The organism is Methylocystis sp. H62 (genome assembly GCF_015709515.1).
Classification (GTDB): Bacteria; Pseudomonadota; Alphaproteobacteria; order Rhizobiales; family Beijerinckiaceae; genus Methylocystis.
Genome location: NZ_JADNQZ010000047.1, coordinates 24376 through 41779, shown reverse-complemented (window position 1 = coordinate 41779; position 17404 = coordinate 24376). Strand labels below are relative to the sequence as shown.

Genomic DNA, 17404 nt, shown 5'->3' with positions numbered 1-17404 from the left:
AATGCCGATGCGGAGGCGAAGGCGAACGCAGAGCTATTTGCTACCTGCACGCGCCTCGCGCGCGGATTGTCCGAACCGCCGACGGAACGCGCGGCTGAAATGCGAGAGATCGCTGAACCCCCAGCGGTAGGCGAGTTCGCCGATCGGCGCGCCAGGCTCGGCGCAGAGGTCGCGGCGACAATTCTCGAGACGCCTGGCCCACACATAGCGCATCAGCGAGAGCCCCTCGGCTTCGAACAGCGAATTGAGATAGCGCGACGAGAGACCCAGCCGCTGCGCCGCCATGGCCGGATCGAGCTGTGGATCGCCGAGACGGCTCTCAATGAACCGCTTCACCCGCCGCAGCGTGGCGTCACGACCGCGGGCGGTCGCGGGAATCTGTTGCGAATCGGCGAAGGAAAGGGCGATGAGGTCGGCGCAATGGTCCGTCGCCGCCGCAAACGACTCATCGGCGATTACGGCGGCATGCGCGGCGAGCGAACGGATATGCGCGGCGGTGATCGCGCCAAGTCCGCGCGCGCCGGCGATCGGTGCGGCCAAGCGACGGTCGATATCGGGCGAACGCATTCGCATGGCGGCGCGCGGCAGAGATACGATCAGTTTCGAGAATGAGCCAGGACAATAGATTTTGTGCGGCCGGGTGGCGTCGTAGATCGTCATGTCGCCAGGACGCAACGCCGCTCGGCGCTCGCCTTGCTCAAGAAAATATTCGCCCGAGAGCAGCACAACGGCGAGATACACGTCGTGACTGTCGGGCAACGAAGGCCGCTTCGGTCTTTCGATGAGGATGGCGTTTGAGCGGATCGCCGAGATTCGCACGTCACTTTCGCCATAGATCGTCGTTTCATTGAACAGCGGCTGCGTCGGCAGGGCGTCGGCGTCTGCGCGGGCGTATTCACGTCCGATCACCTCGCAGAGCCACTCACGGCGCTGGGCATGCGGCACGGCTTCGGTCGAAAGGAATTGCGCTTTCGTCATCGACACCCCCCTCACGCCCGGCAGATCCATTTCAGACAAGTTTTTCAGCCGTCCCGGTCAAGCGCTTTCCTGCTGAACGCGGCATGTATCGAGCTTCCGGCGATCGGCCGAGAAGAACCGAGGATGTCGTGATGACGGAAAACGCGCGATCGGCCGAGACCACAAACATTATCCTATTGAGGGGCGCCGCCCTATGGATTCTCGTCGCGCTCATTCTGGCGTGGTGTCTCGTGTCGCTCAAAATGGAAGCGCCGCTCATGCTGGCGATTTTCCCGGGGAAATTTTCACGGGTCTTGCAGGCGCATATCGATTTTCTGCTGATGAGCGCGCTCTTGCTGGGCTTCTACGGAACGCGCATTCCCTTGGTCTGGCCCGTGCGCTGGGCGATGGTGATCGGCGCTTTCACCAATTCGAGCCTGTTCGTCTTGCAGGCGGCGTTTCCAATCCTCGACGGCCCGCCGGCCGAAGGATGGGGCCCGGCTCTGTTCGGCGTCTATCTTAAGGCGAGCATCGTGACGACGACGCTCGGCTTCGCCGGCGCTTGCCTCACCGTCCTGCGCATCAGTTTCCGTCCCAAACCCTCGTAAACCAATAAATCCACCGACGTAGCTTGGCGGAACCTCTAGTCGAAGAGGCTCGAAACGCTCTCCTCCCGCGCCGTCCGCGCGATCGCCTCGCCGATCAGATGGCCGATCGGAATGACGCGAATGTTGGGGGCGGATTCGACCGCGGCCGTCGCGCGGATCGTGTCGGTGACGACAAGCTGCTTCAGCTTGGAGTTGGCGATGCGTTCCGCCGCCGCGCCCGACAGCACGCCATGGGTGATGAAGGCGTAGACGGAGCCGGCGCCCGCCGCGAGCAGGGCTTCGGCGGCGTTGCACAGGGTTCCGCCCGAATCGACGATATCGTCGATGAGGATGCAATTGTGTCCGCTCACGTCGCCGATGATGTTCATGACCTCGGAATCGCCGGCGCGCTCGCGGCGCTTGTCGACGATGGCGAGCGGCGCGTCGATGCGCTTGGCCAGCGCCCGCGCGCGCACCACGCCGCCGACGTCCGGCGACACGACCATGACATTCTTGAGCTCAAGGTGGGACTTGATGTCCGCCACAATGACCGGCGCGGCGAAGAGATTGTCCGTTGGAATGTCAAAGAAGCCCTGAACCTGGCCGGCGTGCAGATCGACGGTCAGAACGCGGTCCGCGCCCGCCCGCGTGATCAGATTGCTGACAAGCTTGGCCGAGATCGGCGTGCGGGGTCCCTGTTTGCGATCCTGGCGGGCGTAGCCGAAATAGGGAATGACCGCCGTGATGCGACGCGCCGAGGCGCGGCGCAGCGCGTCGATCATGATCAGGAGCTCCATCAGGTGGTCGTTGGCCGGGGCGGATGTGGACTGGATCACGAACGTGTCCTGCCCGCGCACATTCTCCAGGATTTCAACCCAGATTTCCTGGTCGGCGAAGCGGCGAACCTGGGCGCGACAGAGCTGCACGCCGAGGTGGGCGGCGATCGCCTCCGCCAGCGGCCTGTTGGAGTTGCCCGCCAGGAGTTTCATCGCCGCCATATATCCATCCCCGCGCCTTAAACGCCGCGGCGTCATAGCAGCGATGGCGGCTGCGAACAATATGACGCGGGAATGTCGGATCGTCGAAAAACTTCGGCAGGATTGCCTCTTGGACGGGTAATGCTCTAAATGGTGACAGTGGCCTGACCGATACGCGGCGGGCCGAGGCTTTTGCGCCTTCACCCATCTCGCCCACTTTCCGTAAAAAACAGGCGTCGCTTCCGAAAATGACGAATAGCGTATCGGATCATGCGCCGCCTTCCTCGCCGCGCGAGACGCGCGTCGTCGTCGCCATGTCGGGCGGCGTCGACTCCAGCGTCGTCGCCGCTCTGCTGCAGGAGCAGGGCTACGACGTCGTGGGCGTCACGATGCAGCTTTATGATCACGGCGAAGCCACGCACCGCAAGGGCGCCTGCTGCGCCGGGCGCGACATCCACGATGCGCGAAATGTTGCGGCGCGACTGGGCATTCCGCACTTCGTTCTCGATTACGAGAGCAAGTTTCGCGAGAAGGTGATTGACGAATTCGCCGCGAGCTACGCCAGCGGCGAGACTCCCGTGCCCTGTGTCGCCTGCAACCAGTTCATCAAATTCGCCGATCTTATGGAGACGGCGAAGGACCTCGGCGCGCACGCGCTCGCAACCGGCCATTACATATCCGCCCGCGACGACGGACGCGGCGGCCGCGCGCTCTACCGCGCCAAGGATGCGGCGCGCGACCAGAGCTATTTCCTGTTCGCGACGACGCGCGAGCAGTTGCGGATGCTGCGCTTTCCGCTCGGCGATTACGCCAAGGCCGAAGTTCGCGACATGGCCCGGCGCTTCGGACTCGAGGTCGCCGATAAGCCGGACAGCCAAGACATCTGCTTCGTGCCGACGGGGCGCTATACAGACGTCGTCGAGAAGCTTGCGCCAGCTTCAGTGGTGCCCGGCGAGATCGTGCACCTCGACGGCCGTGTGCTGGGACGCCACGCCGGCGTCATCCACTACACTATCGGGCAGCGCCGTGGCCTGGGGCTGGGCGCAAAAGTCGCCGGCCGCGACGCGGAGCCGCTTTTCGTCCTGCGCCTCGACGCCGCCAAGGCTCAGGTCGTGGTCGGCCCGCGCGAGGCGCTGGACACTCGCGCGGTGCAGCTACGCGACGTGAACTGGATTGGCGACGGCGCGCTCTCTTCCCTGCCGCCCGAGGGCCTCGACATCATGGCGCGCGTGCGTTCGACGCGGCCGCCAGTCCCCGCGCGATTGATCCCGGGCGGGGAAGGCCGCGCTCTAGTCGTCTTCGCGGCAAGCGAATTCGGCGTCTCGCCTGGGCAGGCGTGCGTCTTCTACGACGCGGAAGAAAATGAAGCGCGCGTGCTCGGCGGCGGATTTATCGCCGGGATCGAGCCTGCAGCGATGACGATGGCATTAAAGGCGCCGCCGCTGCGCGCCGCAGAAGGGCGAAGGGCGCCTCGATGAGCGAAGCAAGGAATTTTTTGCCCGAAGTCGAAACGCTCGACAACAGCAATGTCGAGGCCGCCTATGCGCGCTGGGCGCCGATTTATGATCTGACGTTCGACATTCTGCTGAAGCCAGGCCGTCGCGCCGCCGCCGCGGCGGCGTCCAACGCGCGCGGACCGATCCTCGACGTCGGCGTCGGCACGGGGCTCGAACTGCCGATGTTCGCGTCCAATGCGCAGGTCGTCGGCGTCGATCTGTCGGAGCCGATGCTGCGCCGCGCGGCGCAGCGCGTGCGCCGTGAGCGTCTCGGCCATGTCGCCGGCCTCGTGAAAATGGATGCGACGCGCATGGCGTTCGCCGACGCGAGTTTCGGCTGCGTCGTGGCGCCTTACGTCCTGACGGTCGTGCCGGAGCCCGAGGCGATGCTCGACGAACTCGCGCGCGTGCTGCGGCCGGGCGGCGAAATCGTGCTCGTCAATCATGTGAGCGGCAAGGACGACGCCATCGCGCTGTTTGAGGCCTGGCTCGACCGCCATATGGCGCCGAAACTCGGCTGGCGTCCGCAATTTCCCTGGTCGATCATCGGCGACTGGATCGATCGGAACCCGCAGATGAGGCTCGTCGAGCGCCGCCCGCTGGCGCCCTTCGGTCTGTTTACGCTGACGCGGATTCAGCGTTGCACGAATGACACGCCCAGGAAAAAATTACCCGAATCAGCAGAATTTGAATGTACATGAACGTCTAAAAAACTTGAAAGTTCTTGCCCACTGTCGTTACCAGACCTAATGTTGTCTGGTTATGATATGGAGGGTAAAATGCGTGTAATTCTTTTTTATGCCTTTCTCGTCGCGGTTTTGGCCGCACAGGTTGTGGTCGCAGTGGCGGGTGGCCCATCGGGTCCCTGATGCTTAAGCTTTGAAATACGCGTTCCGGCATGATCATGCCGGAACGACAACACACGCCTAAGGCCTTCCAAGCTCCGCATTTGCGCGATTAATGATCTCTCCAAGACGTTCGACTACCTCAAGCGCGGGTGTTCCCGAAGTTGTAAAAGAGACTTCGTAATTCTCTCTGGGGAACCGTCGCTCGTTACGATCGCGTTCGGCGATTTCTTTTGCAAGTTCAAGGCCTTCCTCAGCCGCGGACAGCGCATCGCTCAACCGAGATTTCCTCTCCGCCGCGTCCCTTAGAAAATTTGCGTTTGCCCGCGTCACCCGAGCATAGGCGTCAAGATTTTCTGCTCGTAACACGCGTATGTAATCCTCGCCTTTGGGATCAGCTTTGGTCTCTCCCACTAGAGCCATGCACTTTACGTCCATTTCTTTCAATTCTCGAGCGTATTCATTCGCCATAGTCTTGTGATATTTATAGTCTTGACCATCCAATACAGCGTTTATCCAAGACTTCTTCATTGTAAGCAGCGAATGTACAAGAGCAAGCTTCATCCGCTTGGGCGGCAAGCTATCTTTGTCCGGTATGTCAACGCTCTTGCTCCAAGCCGCATCGGGATTGTGTCTTTCGCAGTCCCAGTTCGCGGCTGTTGTGAATTTCTTTCCATAACTATTATCTGATATATGCGGATTCTTTCTCGCAAAAACGTTCGCTATAACACGCTCCAGTAGCTCAATTGTATTGTCTAAATTATTTCTGTAGTACTCCAGCACCGCTTGCGTTTTTGCTATTGGCTGATAATTCATCCATTCATATAAGTAGCCGCCAATCATGCTGCGGACACGAATTTCAAAAACATCTGCGATATCTTTATCATGGATCGACCAGTGTTTATTCCGCAGCCAGCTTTCTAGCAGCGCGATCGCAGCCACGTACCTGTGATTGTATTCGAAAATGTTAGCAACAGCAATCCACGTATACGGCAAAATCTTGGCGTCATGTGAATTTAAAAAAGCAGCGGCACGATCGTTATTCAGCATATACATTATACCGTTTGGCGACGAGCTCCTATCACCTTTGGTCTTACTGAAAATATTTTGATTTCCACACCTTGGAAATAATGCGTCCAACTCATGATTGCTGATTTTATCGCCCGTGCGAAGGCTTTTATTGAGTGTTTTCGCTATTGGAAGGATTTTTTCACCTGAGCTGATGTAGTCAAGGTTTTGTTTGTTTTCCTCTACGAGGCACTTTCCTAGGTTAGCAAACACTTCGTCGGCAAGTTTGATCTGGTCACGTAAGATCTCAAGCAAGTCAGGTTCACCCGATTTTTTCACGTTTCGACTGTCCGATCCTTCACCCGCGCTATCCGTGTCATCAATCAACTGTTTCCTTAACGCGTAGATCAGCGCGTCTCTTCGCATCGTCTGACCTAGCTCCGCCAAACTTTGTAAGCCTTGCGATACGCTTGGCGGAGCATAGGAGTTTTGCGAGCTGGCAGGAGGCACCAGATGCGCGACTGAAGTCTCGCTGGATCGGCTCTCGTTTCGACCGAAAGCAAACTCCACGCCCCCGGGAAGTTTGACGTTACCTCCCAACTGAGCAACTCTAGCTATCGTTTCTTCGTCCAATGTTCCGACAATGAAAATACATACAAAGGCGATGAACACTGCCAACTCGCTGTATATATGGTACTTCTGTGTATCGAGATTGCCATAGACAGGAACGCTGGGCTTTTGCTCAGCATGCTCGTTCTCTACATATATAAACTGCTTGTCATTTTTGGCGTGATCCTTGTTAACAGTTTTACGCAGTAGCCAGTAAGATATCGATGCGCCAAATACAGAGCCAAAAACAACTTGCCTAAAGATTGGGCCGTCGAAAAAATACTGCCAATTCATGCTGCCATGCGCGAGCTGAATATATTCGTATTCCGCCAGAGCCACGAGCAGCAGCAGCAATATTGCCGCAATGACGAGCCATCGTGATCCATAGCTCTGATTATTGATTCCCGCTTCGGCCCAAGTTGTGGTCGCCCCGGGAATAGCCGCCTGGTCTGAATCAGAATCTGCTCTTTTGCTGTCCAGCCACGGACGCAGCGTTGTCGCAAATAACAGTGCAGAGAGACCGCATATAATTGCGGCGATCAGGAACGGGCCCATTGGAAAATTCCCAAACAATTTTAATAATTCGACGTTAGCGCCAATTGCGACGTTGACAAGCCCCCCAAATGTAGAAGTTCGAAAGTGCTGCAAGAAAACTTCTTGCCTCCGGCTGGCGCCCGGCTGCGCGTAGCGCTACATTCATCGGGCGGCGCTGCGGGGTGCGTGCAGGACTATTATTCCCCGGGGCCTTATCGATCCTTATGGGAGCTGTCCCTGGCCTCGCCCGTGGGCTTGGTCATATGGCGCCCACCTACGTTGTAGGTTCCCGGGATCGATGTCCCACGGCTCTTGTGGCCCGCACTCTCCTTCCCTGTTATTGCTCTCGCATGAGCGATTTGAAAGCCGAGCTGCGGCGCCGTTCGCTGGCGCGCCGCGATCTCATCGCGCCACAGGAAGCGCATGAGGCGGCCGCTTCCGTCGCGCGCCGGGGCGTCGCGCTGGTCGCCGGCTTTGCGCGCGATGCGAAACTGAGCGCCCCGCCTGTCGTTTCCGTCTATTGGCCGATCCGCAGCGAGTTGAACACGCGTCCGCTCATCGATGCGCTTGCGGCCGAAGGCTATCGCGTGACGTTGCCGGTGATGCACAAGGTGCGTCATCCCTTGGTCTTTCGGGCCTTCGCGCCCGGCGACGACCTCGTCAAAGGTCCGTTCGGCCTGTCCGAGCCCTCCGACGACAAGCCGGCCTATGATCCCGATATTGTGTTTTCGCCGCTCGCCGCCTTCGATCGGCGCGGCTTTCGGCTGGGCTATGGCGGCGGCATCTATGACGCCACGCTCTCCACGCTTCGCGCCAAAAAGCCGGTCGTCGCCATCGGCGTCGCCTATTCCTGCCAGGAAGCCGACCATGTGCCGATCGAACCGCATGACCAGCGGCTCGACGCCCTCATGACCGAGCAGGACACGCTGCGGTTCGCAACCGCCGTCGCCTAGAGCGCGCTGCGTAGAGCGCGCTCTAAAACTTTGGGAGTCGATCAATTCAGCTGCATTTGGGCGATGCCGCCCGAATGCAGGCGCGATCTAGGATCGCGGAACCAATCAGAACGCGGCACGTTAACCAAAAGATGCGGACTATTTAAATTTCTTTTTCGGAGAGTTTGAGATGAAGGCTTGCTATACAGCGGCCGCCCTCACGGCGGCCCTCTTGTTTTTTTCGCCCAGCGCGCAAGCGACCTGCCGGATTTTCCAGCATCGAGACTATGGCGGCTCCGGCTACACGCTCCACAATTTCGAGCGGATGAAAATGGTGCGCGGCGAAAGCCTTGGATGCACGACGAACGGCCATGGCGGCGGGTGCGAAAGCACGATCTACAATCCGTCGTGGAACGATAATGTTTCGTCATTCCGCGTGAAGGACGGCTGCACGCTCACATTATGGCAGCACGTCAATCAGGGCGGCTCGAGATTTCGCTCAAACAGAAGCTACCGTTACGTCGGCGACCGCTGGAACGATCAGGCGTCCGAAGCGCTCTGCATGTGCTGATTCGGCGCGGAGTCGATCACAGGCGTCTCGGCGGTTCGACAAGAGCCGCCGAGAATTCACGCTATCTCCTCACCTCAACGCGTCGGCGCTGACGGCAGATTGACGAGCTGACCGGCGCGCAGCTTTTTCGACTTCAGATCGGGGTTGCGCTCGGCGATCGCGCGCCATTTGCTGGTAGCGCCATAGAGCCGCCTGGCGATGGATTTAAACGTGTCCCCTGCGCGCGCCGTATAAACGCCAGGGTCCTTCGCCGCAGTCGGCGGGGTCTCGACGGGCGCATTGCCGGCCACTCGCGGGGCGGCTTCAGCCGGCTCGCCTTCTTGGCTCGCTGCCTTCGGCTCGTCATTGGTCGCAGACGGATTCGCCTCCGGGGCGGGCTCCTCGCTTTTCGTCGTCTCGCCGATCGCAGCGGTCTGCTCGATTTCCGACTGCTGCTGCGCCGAGTCTGGCTCCGACGCCTCATGCGCCGCTTGCGGCCCCGCGACAAGCAGAAAGGCGACGGCGAAGCCCGCGATCGCCAGGGAAGCTTCTGCGAGACCGCGACGGCGTTTTGGCGTGAAGAGCGGCGGCCGCTCGCGAACGTTGGCTCCAACAGACGGCGCCGGCTCCTGCGCTTCCCGGCCGCGCAGCCAGATGAGCGCCTCGAAGATGAAATACAGGAACAGCGCCGCCGTCACCGGCGGCTTCCGGAATGAGTCCGGCGCAAACATGTAAGCGACGACGCCGAGCTGGATCAGCGCCGAAAGCCAGGGCAGCCCAATCGCGCCGAGCATCATGCGCCGACGCGCCGCAACGCCTGCCGCGAGAAGGAAAGATGCGAGATAGACCCAAAGCAGCGCGCCTTGTCGGTCGAATGTCCAGCCGAAGGCGGTCGCGCCCAGCAGATAAAACAGCCCTAGGGCGGCTGCGGCATAGGCCGCATGAAGCAGCCGCTGCGGACCCAGGATCCGACTGAGATGAAAAAGCAGCGCCGCCGCAAGCGCCGCCATCAAGACCACGGCCACGTAGGCGGATGAAATATTGGAGTTCATGTAACCGCGCTCCTTAGGGGTCGGTTTTGACTTCAATGCGCTGCGGATGTGACAGTTTCTTGAGGGGAAGCCGCCCTCCGTGAATCATTCCGATTTTTCCGATACGCCCGCGCTATCGAACGTGGCCATGTCGCTATGACATGCAAGCGCCGCTTTGATCAGGCCGATGGCCAGCGCCGCGCCCGAGCCTTCGCCCAGCCGCATGTCGAGATCGAGCAGCGGGCGCATGCCAAGCCGCGTCAGAACGTCGCGATGCGCGCCCTCCGCCGAGACGTGGCCTGCTACGCAATGAGCGATCGACTCGGGCGCGATCGCATGCAACAGCGCTGCGGCGGCGCAGGCGACATAGCCGTCAAGCACCACCGGAATGCGGTTGAGACGCGCGGCGGCGATGGCGCCCATCATCGCCGCGATTTCCCGCCCGCCGAGCCGGCGCAAAATTTCTAAAGGATCGGCGAGATGCGGCGCATGCAGCGTCAGCGCGGCGTCGATCGCGGCGTTCTTGCGCGAAAGCCCAGCGTCGTCGACGCCCGTGCCGCGTCCGGTCCAGCGCGAGGCGGGTCCGCCGAAAAGCGCGGCATAGATCGCCGCCGCGCTCGTCGTATTGCCAATGCCCATCTCGCCTGGGGCGAGGAGATCAATATCGCCCTGGATCGCCTCCATCCCATAGGCGAAGGTCGCCGCCGCTTCGCGCTCGTCCATGGCCGGCGCCACAGTAAAGTCGGCCGTCGGCCGTTCGAGCGCCAGCTCATAGACCTTCAGGCCGACGCCATAGGACTTGCAGATCTGATTGATCGCCGCGCCGCCGGAGAGAAAATTCGCCACCATCTGTTGCGTGACGCTCGCCGGGAAAGCCGAAACGCCCTGCGCCACGACGCCGTGATTGGCGGCGAACACCGCGACGAGCGGGCGCTCGATCGAAGGCTCCGCCCTGCCCTGCCAGGCCGCGAGCCATTCGACGATCTCTTCGAGCCGACCGAGCGCGCCGGGCGGCTTGGTCAGCCGGCAATCGCGCGCGCGGACCGCCGCCGCGGCGCGCAGATCCGGGCCGGGCAGAGCCGCCAACAGGATACGGATTTCTTCGAAGGGATGAACGGCGTGAGACATGCCGCCGGCTTTACCGGGTCGCGGCGACATTGGCGAGCGACTGGTCATTGAGGCCGAAGACTGCCTCGTCGGCTCCGCCTTCTCCAATGACCGCTCAGAACGTAAGAGGCATTGCCGCTACGCTTCCCGCAACGACGGCTGGGCCCGAACGGCCTCGAAGGCGGCGAGCGCCCGCTCCCGCGCCTCGCTATGGTCGACGATCGGATGCGGATAGGTGACGCCAAGCACGACGCCGGCAGCGCGCAAGACGTCGTCTGGCGCCGCCCACGGACGATGGATGTAGCGGACGTCGAGCCCCGCGAGCTCCGGCACGTAACGGCGCACATAAGCGCCATCGGGATCGAATTTTTCGCCCTGAAGCGCGGGATTGAAGATGCGGAAGTAAGGCGCGGCGTCGGCCCCGCAGCCCGCCACCCACTGCCAGTTGGCGCTATTATTGGCGAGATCGGCGTCGACCAGCGTGTCCCAGAACCAGCGCTCTCCCTTCCGCCAGTCAATGAGCAGGTGCTTGATCAGAAAGCTCGCCGAAACCAGACGGGCGCGATTGTGCATCCAGCCCGTGATCCACAATTCGCGCATCGCCGCGTCGACGAGCGGATAGCCGGTCTGACCGTTCCGCCAGGCGTCGAGCGACGTCTCGTCGTCGCGATAGGGAAAACGTTCGAAGGTCCTGTCCAAAGGGCGATCCGGCAGGTCCCAGTGGGAGATCAGCAAGTGATGGCAGAACTCCCGCCAGCCGAGTTCCCTCAGATAGGCTTCGCCGCCGATGCTCCCGGGGTCGCTGATCGCGTGCCAGACTTCGCGTGGCGACAATTCGCCAAAGTGCAGATGCGGGGAAAGCCTGGAGACGCCGACGCGGCCCATGAAGTCGCGTTCAACCTTGTAGTCGACGACATGGTGGCGCGCGAAGTCGGCAAGTTCGGCGCGCGCGGCCGTCTCGCCGACAAGCCAGACCTTGCGCATGCCGATCGCCCAATCGGGGTTTTGGGGCAGCAGCCGCCACGCGTCGAGATCGTCGCTGTCCGGCGGAAGCGGCGCGGCGTGCAGGACTTCGGGCGCCGGAAGGGGCCGCTCCGGCGGCGGCGCCGCGAGGCAGGCCCGCCAAAAAGGGGTGAATATCCGGAAGCTCTCACCCTGTTTGGTGCGAAGCGTCTCCGGCTCGAAGAGCACAGACTCTTGAAAACAATGCGTTTCTACCGCATCATCGCGCAGCTGCGCCTCGAGTTCGGCGTCTCGCCGGATCGCCCAAGGCTCGTAAAGCTTGTTCCAGAAGACGGCTCCAGCGCCGGTTTCGGCGATGATCTGCTCGAAGACGTAGGGAGCGCGCCCGCGGCGCAAGGTCAGCGACACGCCCCTGCCGGCGAGGCTCTGGGACAGCGCCTTCAGAGAATGGTGCAGCCACCAACGCGCCGCGGCGCCCGTGCGCCATTCTCCGGGGCTTTCATCGTCCAGGATGTAAAGGGCGACGAGCGGCGCTCCCGATCGTGCAGCCGCCGAAAGCGCCGGATGGTCAGAGATGCGCAAATCATTGCGAAACCAGACGATCGCCGGCGCATTCATATCGCGAGAACCCCGTTCGACATTCCGAAAGGTCACGCCCCGATCCTTTCGCCGCGTCGAAGGATCGGGACTAAATCGTAACCTCGCCGGCCGCCAAGGGTTCCCCCGTCCACGCGTTTAGGACATCAATCTCGTCGCGCCAGGCGGCTAGTGGAGGCGTTTGGCGTGCTTGATGCCATAAAAAAGGTAAATGGCGACCCCGATGACGGTCCAGATCAGCAGCCGGAGCCAAGTGTCGAGCGGAAGCGCGGCCATCAGCGCGAAACAGGACAGTATCCCGGCGATGGGCAACAATGGAATCCCGGGCGCACGGAACGGGCGGCGGAGTTCCGGGTGCATTCGACGCAGGCGCAGCACCGCCAAGCAGACGAGCGCGAAAGCCGCCAGCGTTCCGATGCTCACCATTTCGCCGAGAATATCGAGCGGCAACAGACCCGCCGCGAGCGCCACGATCACGCCGACGAGGATCTGGCTGACGGCGGGCGTGCGAAAAGTCGGGTGCAGTCTCGCGAAGATCGGCGGCAGCAGGCCGTCGTGCGCCATGGCGAAGAAGATGCGCGTCTGCCCGTAGAGCAGCACCAGAATCGCCGTCGTCAGTCCGGCTAGCGCGCCGAGCTTCACCGCCCAGGCGAGCCACGAGACGCCGGTGCGATCCATGACCAGCGCCATTGGGTCAGGAACGCCCAGCTCCTTGTAGTTGACGACGCCGGTCGCGATAGCCGCCACGGCGATATAGAGTATCGTGCAGATGATCAGCGAGCCGATGATGCCAATCGGCACGTCTCGTTGTGGATTATGCGCCTCCTGCGCCGCAGTCGAGACGGAGTCGAATCCGATGTAGGCGAAGAAAACGACCGACGCGCCGCGCACGACGCCGCTCCAGCCGAAAGTGCCGAAGTCGCCAGTGTTGTCGGGAATGAGCGGCGACCAATTGGCGTGGTCGATATGCGCAGCGCCGAAAACGATCACCATCAGCACGACAGTGACCTTGATGGCGACGATGATGTTGTTGAAAAGCGTCGACTCGCTCGTGCCGCGCACGAGCAGCGCGGTCAGCAACAGGATGATTGCAGCAGCAGGAACATTGAACAACCCGTGAACGGCGCCGGGCGGCGCGCCATGCGCAGTCGGATCAGCGAAGAAGGCGGTGGTCAGCTCGGGCGGCACATGTATGCCGAGCCCTTGCATGACGCGATTGAAATAGCCGGACCAGCCGACCGCGACAGTCGCCGCCCCAGCTGCATATTCGAGCACCAGATTCCAGCCGATGATCCAGGCGAAAATCTCGCCGAGCGTCACATAAGTGTATGTGTAGGTGCTCCCCGCGACGGGAATGAGCGACGCAAGTTCCGCGTAGCACAGCGCGACAAAGGCGCAGGCGAGTCCCGACAGCATGAAGGAGATCATCACGCCGGGCCCGGCGTAATTCGCCGCCGCCGTGCCGGTCAACACGAAAATGCCGGCGCCGATGATGCCGCCGACGCCGAGCGACATCAACGACCCCCAGCCAAGCGCGCGTTTAAGGCCGTCGCCGTCGGCGGCGGCGTGATCGGCGATGATTTTGTGGACGGACTTGCGGTTCAGATAGCTCTTGCTGGCGGCTTGGAACAAGCGTCACCCTTTCGAATTCGCGACGTGGCGAGCGCGCCGCGCCTTCGGCGGCGCCGATTATCGTTGCGGCGCCAAAACATACAAGCGGAAAGACTGCGAGAAGCGAAACGCGATCGTGACGCGCCTCAATTAGCCTTCCAGATCCGTGACTTCGCACTCGTCTGTGCGTCGCGGTCCGGTCCGCCTGACTTGCCTTGCAGCAGCCTTTGCTATAGCACGACTCGAGCGCGGCGTCGGCCGCCTGTTAAGGGGTCGAGCTCGAGAATGACGGCATGAGCCAGAAGCCCATCAATTATCCGCGCCTGTCGACGCTCGTCGCCGTGGCGATCTTGGTCGGCACCGAGCTTGTCGGCGCATCCTGGGCCGCCGGCTGGGCGCTGGGCGGGCTTTTTCAGCTTGATCCCCTCATCAGCCGCGCGCTCGAAATCATCTTCTCCCTCGCCGGCCTGATCGGACTCTACTTCTTCATGCGGACCGCCATCCGCAATGAGCCGATTCGCGGCTAATTAGGGTCCGCGCCGTAATGTCTCGCGTCCCTCGACAGGCTCGCGGCGGCGGCAGACCCAGGCGCGCATCTCCCAAACTTCGCAACAAGGACGCCGAGATGGTCGAGAAGCAGGATCGTCGCTCGTTTATCAAAGCGGCGGCGGCGACGAGCGCCCTCGGGGCGGTCGGCGCGCCTCGCAGCGCGGCGGCGACAAGCGTCTCCAATCTTCGGCTCGGCGAACCGCGGCCCTTCTCCTTCGAAACGCTCAAGCAGACGGCGCAGCGCCTTATCAAAGAGCCTTACCGCAAGCCGAATATCCCTGCCCCAGAGATCACCTCGCAGATCGACTACGAGAAGTGGGGACAGATCACCTACAACACCGATCACGCGCTTTTCGCCGACACCAAGGACCGCTTCCCCATAGAGTTCTTCCACCTGGGGATGTTCTTCAAGAAGGCCGTGCGCATGAATGTCGTCGAAAACGGCGAGGCGCGCGAGGTTCTTTACGATACGAGCTACTTCAATATGCCGGCGGATTCGATCGCGCGCCAACTGCCGCCCGGCGCCGGCTTCGCGGGATTTCGCATTCAGGAGGCGAAGGACGGCGCGCTCGACTGGAAGAAGAACGACTGGGTGGCGTTTCTGGGCGCGTCATATTTCCGCGCGATCGGCGAATTGCGCCAATATGGCATGTCAGCGCGCGGCGTCGCGCTCGACACCTGGCAGGCGGGATCGAACGAGGAATTCCCTGACTTCACTGAAATTTACATCGGCCCGGAGACCGCCGACGGCGTCGTCCTGCATGCGTTGCTCGAAGGCCCGTCGATCGTGGGCGCCTATCGCTTCCTGATGACGCGCGGCAAGGGCGTCGTCATGGACATCGACTGCTCGCTGTATCTACGCGGCGCCTTCACCCGTTTTGGCGTCGCGCCGCTCACCTCGATGTTCTGGTTCTCGGAGACCGCCAAGCCGACGGCCATCGATTGGCGGCCGGAAGTGCATGATTCCGACGGGCTGAGCATGTGGACCGGCGCGGGCGAGCGCTTGTGGCGGCCGTTGAACAATCCGAACCGGGTCATGGCGTCGGCGTTTGGCGACGCCAATCCCAAGGGCTTTGGCCTGATGCAGCGCGACCGCAATTACGACCACTATCTCGACAACGTCTTCTACGATCGCCGCCCAAGCGTGTGGATCGAACCCAAGGGCGACTGGGGCAAGGGCGCGATTCAACTCATCGAAATTCCGACGGATGACGAGATCCACGACAATATCGTCGTCATCTGGGCGCCCGAGAAGCCCGCCGTCCCCGGCGCCTCCTTCGAATATTCCTATCGGCTGCATTGGCTTGCGGACGAGCCCTATCCGACCAAGCTCGCGCGCTGCGTCGCGACGAGGCTCGGCAACGGCGGCCAGCCCGGCAGGCCGCGACCCAAGGGCGTGCGCAAATTCATGGTGGAGTTTCTGGGCGAGCCCCTCGCCAAGCTCCCCTTTGGGGTGAAGCCCGAACCGGTGTTATGGGCGTCGCGCGGAACATTCTCCTACGTGTTCGCCGAAGCGGTTTTTGATAATGTGCCGGGCCATTGGCGGGCGCAATTCGACCTGACCGTGGAAGGCTCTGAGCCTGTGGAGATGCGCCTGTTCCTCAAGAACGGCGATGAGGTGCTTTCGGAAAATTGGCTGTATCAGTATCACCCGCTCTAACGCGGGCGATTGACACTCTCGCCGTCTTCAGGCCAAGACTTCGGTAAGTTGCTAAGAGACCATACACGGAAGGGCTTCCTCGCCTCGTTGGCAGCGCCTCTAAGGCTGCGGACGTTCATTCGCGAATGCGCCAGGAAATTCAACAATGACGAAGAGAATCACCAAGTGTCGCGTTAGCGGCTCCACCAATCTCGTCTCGGTTCTGACGCTCGGCGACCAAGCGCTCACGGGCGTTTTTCCGAGCTCTCGCGAGACGCCTGTCACGGTCGGACCTCTGGAGCTCGTCTGGTGCCCTGATTCAGGCCTGCTGCAACTCGCGCACAGCTATGAAGCAAGCGAGATGTATGGCGAGAACTACGGTTATCGCTCGGGCCTCAATCAGTCGATGGTGCGACACCTGACCCAGAAGATCGCCCATCTCGAGCGATTCGCCGATCTCAAGCCCGGCGACGCGGTGCTCGACATCGGCTCAAACGACGCGACGTCTCTCAAGGCCTATACGACGTCGAGCTTGACGCGCATCGGCATTGATCCCACCGGCGCCAAGTTCCGACAATATTATCCGGACGATATCAAGCTCGCGCCGGAGTTCTTCTCTTCGCAGGCGTTTGAAAAGCTCTCGCCGAAGCGGGCGAAGATCGTCACGTCGATCGCGATGTTCTACGATCTCGACGACCCGGTCTGGTTCGCCCGCGAAGTCGCCAAGGCGCTTGCGCCCGACGGGGTATGGCATTTCGAGCAGAGCTATATGCCGTCAATGCTGCGGCTCACCTCCTACGACACGATCTGCCACGAGCATATCGAATATTACTCGCTGGGGGTCATCGAGAAAATTCTCAACGCGGCCGATCTCGAGATTCTCGACGTGCAGATGAATGCGGTCAACGGCGGCAGTTTCGCCGTCACCGCCGGCCACAAGAACACACAGCGCAAGCGCAATCTCGCGGTGATCGACTGGCTGTTGGCGCAAGAGGAGCGGATGGGGCTGAACACGCCTCGCCCCTACCGCGATTTCGAAGATCGCGTTTTCCGCCATCGCGAGGACCTGCGCCGCCTGCTGCGCGCGCTCAAGGACGACAACAAGCGCATCCTCGGCTACGGCGCCTCGACCAAGGGCAACGTGGTGCTGCAATTCTGCGACATCGGCCCCGACCTCGTCGAGGCGATCGCCGAGGTCAATCCCGACAAATTCGGTTGCTTCACGCCCGGCTCACATATCCCGATCGTTTCGGAAGCCGAGGCGCGGGCGATGAAGCCGGATTATTTCCTCGTGCTTCCCTGGCATTTCAAGGACGGGATATTGGCGCGGGAGCAGGAATATCTCGCCAGCGGCGGCAAGATGATCTTCCCCTTTCCGGAGATCGAGATCGTATAGCCTTTTCGCTCGCGAA

General features: G+C 61.5%; 15 protein-coding genes and 1 other RNA gene. 9 read left to right on the top strand and 7 right to left on the bottom strand.

The window, feature by feature from the left end:
- Window positions 1–33: 33 nt before the first annotated feature.
- The gene (locus IYY11_RS06295) at window positions 34–978 is read right to left on the bottom strand and encodes a helix-turn-helix domain-containing protein (RefSeq protein ID WP_196403075.1); all 945 of its coding nucleotides are present in this window, start codon (window positions 976–978) and stop codon (window positions 34–36) included.
- Between the two features lie 131 nt (window positions 979–1109).
- On the opposite strand from IYY11_RS06295, the gene IYY11_RS06290 reads away from it, so the two are divergent.
- Entirely contained in the window at window positions 1110–1565 is a 456-nt protein-coding gene (locus IYY11_RS06290) for a hypothetical protein (RefSeq protein WP_196403074.1), read from the top strand.
- Between the two features lie 35 nt (window positions 1566–1600).
- Here the strand turns inward: IYY11_RS06290 and IYY11_RS06285 are convergent, their stop codons facing one another.
- A complete protein-coding gene (locus tag IYY11_RS06285; protein WP_026222902.1) occupies window positions 1601–2533 on the bottom strand; it encodes a ribose-phosphate pyrophosphokinase in 933 nt (310 codons plus the stop codon).
- Window positions 2534–2769: 236 nt separating this feature from the next.
- On the opposite strand from IYY11_RS06285, the gene mnmA reads away from it, so the two are divergent.
- Window positions 2770–3999 carry a tRNA 2-thiouridine(34) synthase MnmA gene (gene mnmA / locus IYY11_RS06280; RefSeq protein ID WP_196403073.1) on the top strand — a complete coding sequence of 410 codons (1230 nt, stop codon included), beginning with the start codon at window positions 2770–2772 and terminating at the stop codon, window positions 3997–3999.
- The gene (locus IYY11_RS06275) at window positions 3996–4718 is read left to right on the top strand and encodes a class I SAM-dependent methyltransferase (protein WP_196403072.1); all 723 of its coding nucleotides are present in this window, start codon (window positions 3996–3998) and stop codon (window positions 4716–4718) included. Before mnmA ends, IYY11_RS06275 begins: the two co-directional genes overlap by 4 nt.
- Window positions 4719–4943: 225 nt before the next feature.
- Here IYY11_RS06275 and IYY11_RS06270 read toward each other — a convergent pair whose 3' ends face one another.
- The gene (locus IYY11_RS06270) at window positions 4944–7034 is read right to left on the bottom strand and encodes a hypothetical protein (protein WP_196403071.1); all 2091 of its coding nucleotides are present in this window, start codon (window positions 7032–7034) and stop codon (window positions 4944–4946) included.
- Window positions 7035–7182: 148 nt separating this feature from the next.
- On the opposite strand from IYY11_RS06270, the gene ssrS reads away from it, so the two are divergent.
- From ssrS to IYY11_RS06255, 3 genes are all read left to right on the top strand, one after another.
- Window positions 7183–7337, top strand: a non-coding RNA gene (ssrS, locus tag IYY11_RS06265) — 6S RNA.
- 26 nt (window positions 7338–7363) lie between these two features.
- Window positions 7364–7966, top strand: a complete 603-nt coding sequence (locus IYY11_RS06260; RefSeq protein ID WP_196403070.1) for a 5-formyltetrahydrofolate cyclo-ligase — start codon at window positions 7364–7366, stop codon at window positions 7964–7966.
- Between the two features lie 211 nt (window positions 7967–8177).
- Window positions 8178–8516, top strand: a complete 339-nt coding sequence (locus tag IYY11_RS06255) for a hypothetical protein (RefSeq protein ID WP_246719689.1) — start codon at window positions 8178–8180, stop codon at window positions 8514–8516.
- A gap of 74 nt (window positions 8517–8590) precedes the next feature.
- Here the strand turns inward: IYY11_RS06255 and IYY11_RS06250 are convergent, their stop codons facing one another.
- The 4 genes from IYY11_RS06250 to IYY11_RS06235 form a co-directional block, all read right to left on the bottom strand.
- Window positions 8591–9547 (bottom strand): LysM peptidoglycan-binding domain-containing protein, encoded by a 957-nt coding sequence (locus IYY11_RS06250; RefSeq protein WP_196403068.1) that lies wholly within the window; start codon window positions 9545–9547, stop codon window positions 8591–8593.
- Window positions 9548–9631: 84 nt separating this feature from the next.
- Window positions 9632–10654, bottom strand: a complete 1023-nt coding sequence (gene cobT / locus IYY11_RS06245) for a nicotinate-nucleotide--dimethylbenzimidazole phosphoribosyltransferase (RefSeq protein ID WP_196403067.1) — start codon at window positions 10652–10654, stop codon at window positions 9632–9634.
- Between the two features lie 117 nt (window positions 10655–10771).
- Entirely contained in the window at window positions 10772–12214 is a 1443-nt protein-coding gene (locus IYY11_RS06240) for a deoxyribodipyrimidine photo-lyase (RefSeq protein WP_196403140.1), read from the bottom strand.
- A gap of 147 nt (window positions 12215–12361) precedes the next feature.
- On the bottom strand, window positions 12362–13825 hold the full coding sequence (locus IYY11_RS06235; protein ID WP_196403066.1) for an amino acid permease: 1464 nt from the start codon (window positions 13823–13825) through the stop codon (window positions 12362–12364).
- Between the two features lie 272 nt (window positions 13826–14097).
- On the opposite strand from IYY11_RS06235, the gene IYY11_RS06230 reads away from it, so the two are divergent.
- The 3 genes from IYY11_RS06230 (at window position 14098) to IYY11_RS06220 (ending at window position 17388) form a co-directional block, all read left to right on the top strand.
- Window positions 14098–14331, top strand: a complete 234-nt coding sequence (locus tag IYY11_RS06230; RefSeq protein WP_196403065.1) for a hypothetical protein — start codon at window positions 14098–14100, stop codon at window positions 14329–14331.
- Window positions 14332–14429: 98 nt separating this feature from the next.
- Window positions 14430–16013, top strand: a complete 1584-nt coding sequence (locus IYY11_RS06225) for a glucan biosynthesis protein (protein WP_196403064.1) — start codon at window positions 14430–14432, stop codon at window positions 16011–16013.
- Window positions 16014–16158: 145 nt separating this feature from the next.
- Window positions 16159–17388 carry a class I SAM-dependent methyltransferase gene (locus tag IYY11_RS06220; protein WP_196403063.1) on the top strand — a complete coding sequence of 410 codons (1230 nt, stop codon included), beginning with the start codon at window positions 16159–16161 and terminating at the stop codon, window positions 17386–17388.
- The last annotated feature ends 16 nt before the right edge of the window (window positions 17389–17404 follow it).

Bases quoted from the DNA above. Each gene is read 5' to 3' on its own strand.
- IYY11_RS06290 (WP_196403074.1), top strand. From the start codon at position 1,110: ATGACGGAAAACGCGCGATCGGCCGAGACCACAAACATTATCCTATTG.
- mnmA (WP_196403073.1), top strand. From the start codon at position 2,770: ATGACGAATAGCGTATCGGATCATGCGCCGCCTTCCTCGCCGCGCGAG.
- IYY11_RS06260 (WP_196403070.1), top strand. From the start codon at position 7,364: ATGAGCGATTTGAAAGCCGAGCTGCGGCGCCGTTCGCTGGCGCGCCGC.
- IYY11_RS06270 (WP_196403071.1), bottom strand. From the start codon at position 7,034: ATGGGCCCGTTCCTGATCGCCGCAATTATATGCGGTCTCTCTGCACTG.
- cobT (WP_196403067.1), bottom strand. From the start codon at position 10,654: ATGTCTCACGCCGTTCATCCCTTCGAAGAAATCCGTATCCTGTTGGCG.
- IYY11_RS06285 (WP_026222902.1), bottom strand. From the start codon at position 2,533: ATGAAACTCCTGGCGGGCAACTCCAACAGGCCGCTGGCGGAGGCGATC.
- IYY11_RS06295 (WP_196403075.1), bottom strand. From the start codon at position 978: ATGACGAAAGCGCAATTCCTTTCGACCGAAGCCGTGCCGCATGCCCAG.
- IYY11_RS06230 (WP_196403065.1), top strand. From the start codon at position 14,098: ATGAGCCAGAAGCCCATCAATTATCCGCGCCTGTCGACGCTCGTCGCC.
- IYY11_RS06225 (WP_196403064.1), top strand. From the start codon at position 14,430: ATGGTCGAGAAGCAGGATCGTCGCTCGTTTATCAAAGCGGCGGCGGCG.
- IYY11_RS06275 (WP_196403072.1), top strand. From the start codon at position 3,996: ATGAGCGAAGCAAGGAATTTTTTGCCCGAAGTCGAAACGCTCGACAAC.
- IYY11_RS06250 (WP_196403068.1), bottom strand. From the start codon at position 9,547: ATGAACTCCAATATTTCATCCGCCTACGTGGCCGTGGTCTTGATGGCG.
- IYY11_RS06240 (WP_196403140.1), bottom strand. From the start codon at position 12,214: ATGAATGCGCCGGCGATCGTCTGGTTTCGCAATGATTTGCGCATCTCT.
- IYY11_RS06220 (WP_196403063.1), top strand. From the start codon at position 16,159: ATGACGAAGAGAATCACCAAGTGTCGCGTTAGCGGCTCCACCAATCTC.